Genomic DNA, 2,852 nt, shown 5'->3' on the forward strand with positions numbered 1-2,852 from the left:
CAGGCCCTCGATCGTCTCGCTGCCGTCCAGCAGCCCGGCGATCAGGCCGAGCTGGGCGTCGGTGCGCGCGGTCGCGGCGAAGGCGCGGGCCCAGGCGAGCTGGTGGTCGCTGCCGGGGGCGGCGGCGCGCAGATGCTCCAGCGTGGCGTCGGTCCACTGGGCGAGCCCGGTCTCACGCCAGTCGGGCGCGGCGTACAGCTCGAGCGCGAGCTTCACCTGGCGGTGCAGCGACTGCACCACGCCGATGTCCGACTCCTTGGCCACGCCGGACAGCACCAGCGCCAGGTAGTCGCGGGTGGCCAGTTCGCCGTCCCGGGTCATGTCCCAGGCGGAGGCCCAGGACAGGGCCCGCGGCAGGGACGCCTCGAAGTCGCCCAGGTGGTCGGTGACGACGGCCAGGGAGTCGGCATCGAGCCGGACCTTGGCGTACGAGAGGTCGTCGTCGTTGAGCAGGATGACGGCGGACCGCTTGGTGCCGACGAGGCCGGGCACCTCGGTCAGCTCGCCGTCCACGTCCAGCTCGATCCGCTCGGAGCGGACCAGCTTGCCGGTCGCGTCGAGGTCGTACAGCCCGATCGCGATGCGGTGCGGCCGCAGGGTGGGCTCGCCCTTGGCGCCGGTCGGCAGGGCGGGGGCCTCCTGGCGGATAGCGAAGGAGGTGATGGTGCCGGAGGCGTCCGTGGTGATCTCCGGGCGCAGCACGTTGATGCCCGCGGTCTGAAGCCACGCCTTCGACCAGGTCTTGAGGTCCCGTCCGCTGGTCTCCTCCAGCGCGCCGAGCAGATCGGTGAGCCGGGTGTTGCCGTACGCGTGGCGCTTGAAGTACGCCTGGACGCCCTGGAAGAACTCGTCCATGCCGACGTACGCGACGAGCTGCTTGAGCACGCTCGCGCCCTTGGCGTACGTGATGCCGTCGAAGTTGACCAGGACGTCGTCCAGGTCGTTGATCTCGGCCATGATCGGGTGGGTGGACGGCAGCTGGTCCTGCCGGTAGGCCCAGGTCTTCATGGAGTTGGCGAAGGTGGTCCACGAGTGCGGCCACCTGCTGCCCGGTGCGTACGCCTGGCAGGCGATGGAGGTGTAGGTGGCGAACGACTCGTTCAGCCACAGGTCGTTCCACCACTCCATGGTGACCAGGTCGCCGAACCACATGTGGGCCAGCTCGTGGAGGATGGTCTCGGCGCGCACCTCGTACGCCGCGTCCGTCACCTTGGAGCGGAAGACGTACTGGTCGCGGATGGTGACCGCGCCCGCGTTCTCCATCGCGCCCGCGTTGAACTCCGGCACGAAGAGCTGGTCGTACTTGGCGAACGGGTACGCGTAGTCGAACTTCTCCTCGAACCAGTCGAAGCCCTGCCGCGTCACCGCGAAGATGGCGTCCGAGTCGAGGAACTCGGCGAGCGAGGGGCGGCAGTAGATGCCGAGCGGCACTGACCGGCCGTCGCCGCTGTCCCAGCTGCTGTGCACGCTGTGGTACGGGCCGACGATGAGCGCGGTGATGTACGTCGAGATGCGCGGCGTCGGCTCGAAGCGCCAGACGTTGTCCTTGGGCTCGGGCGTCGGCGAGTTGGAGATCACCGTCCAGCCCTCGGGCGCGGTCACGGTGAACTGGAAGGTGGCCTTCAGGTCCGGCTGCTCGAAGCTCGCGTACACCCGGCGGGCGTCCGGCACCTCGAACTGGGTGTAGAGGTACGCCTGCTGGTCGACCGGGTCGACGAAGCGGTGCAGCCCCTCACCGGTGTTGGTGTACGCGCAGTCGGCGACGACCCGCAGCTCGTTGCGTCCGGCCAGCAGCGACGGCAGCGTGATCCGCGAGTCCTGGAAGACCTCGGCGGGGTCCAGGGTGTCCCCGTTGAGGACCACCTCGTGCACGGCGGGCGCCACCAGGTCGATGAACGACGACGCACCCGCCTCGGCGGCGTCGAAGCGCACCGAGGTCACCGAGCGGTAGGTGCCGCCCTCCTGCGCGCCGCTCAGGTCCAGCTCGATCTCGTACGCGTCCACGGTCAGGAGGCGCGCTCGCTCTTGCGCTTCCTCCCGGGTGAGGTTGGTACCAGGCACGTCGGCTCTCTCCCGTTCGTCATGTGCGGTATGTGCGGTACGCCATGCGTCAGGCGGATTGCCATCCTCGCACGTCGGAGCCGGTCAGCGCCGGTACACCAGCTTGTCCACCAGCAGGAAGCGCAGGAAGAACACCGCGACCAGGCTCAGGGCCGTGGCGGGCAGCGGGGAGAGGCCGAACGTGGAGACGAGCAGCATCGTCAGCGGGATGCGGGCGATGAGATCGGCGTTGCCGAGCAGCGCGAAACCGGTGAGCCGGGCGCCGCGCGGCCGCTCCGCCCGGTGGCGGTGGTGGAGCAGGGTGTCGACGAGGACGAAGTTCCACAGCAGCCCGGCCTGGTTGGCGAGGATCTCGGCCGGTACGTAATGCATCCCGGCCGGACCGGTGAGCAGCCACAGCGCGGCCAGGTTGGGCAGGAAGCCGGAGGCGCCGATGAGGGCGAAGGCGAGCAGCCTGAGCCGGGCGTCGCCCCCGGCGCGCAGCTGGGCGAGGTGGCGCAGGAAGCGCATCCCCTCGCGGAGGGTGGACTTCGACTCGCCCGCGTGGCGCTCGCCGAACGCGAAGGGGACCTCCGCGACCCCGCGCGGTCGGCAGCGCACGGCCAGCTCCAGCAGGATCTTGTAGCCCAGTGGCCGCAGCCCGCCGTCCTCAGCGCCCCGGGCGACGGCGTCCCGGCGGATCGCGAAGAAGCCGCTCATGGGGTCGGAGACGCCGCGCAGGGCACGCGGGAAGAGCGCCTTGGCGGCCGTGGTGGAGGCGCGGGAGACCGCCTGCCGGTAGCGCCCGGCCA

At 70.5% G+C, this 2,852-nt stretch carries 2 protein-coding genes; both read right to left on the minus strand.

Annotated features, from left to right (window positions below; all coding sequences use genetic code 11):
- The coding region (gene pepN / locus SSOG_RS29425) for an aminopeptidase N (protein WP_009717905.1) at positions 1–2,061 on the minus strand (2,061 nt) is incomplete at its 3' end.
- A gap of 84 nt (positions 2,062–2,145) precedes the next feature.
- Positions 2,146–2,852, minus strand: a 707-nt coding sequence (locus SSOG_RS29430) for a GtrA family protein (RefSeq protein WP_009717906.1), incomplete at its 5' end; no start/stop codon positions are given.

It is taken from the genome of Streptomyces himastatinicus ATCC 53653, assembly GCF_000158915.1.
GTDB lineage: Bacteria > Actinomycetota > Actinomycetes > Streptomycetales > Streptomycetaceae > Streptomyces > Streptomyces himastatinicus.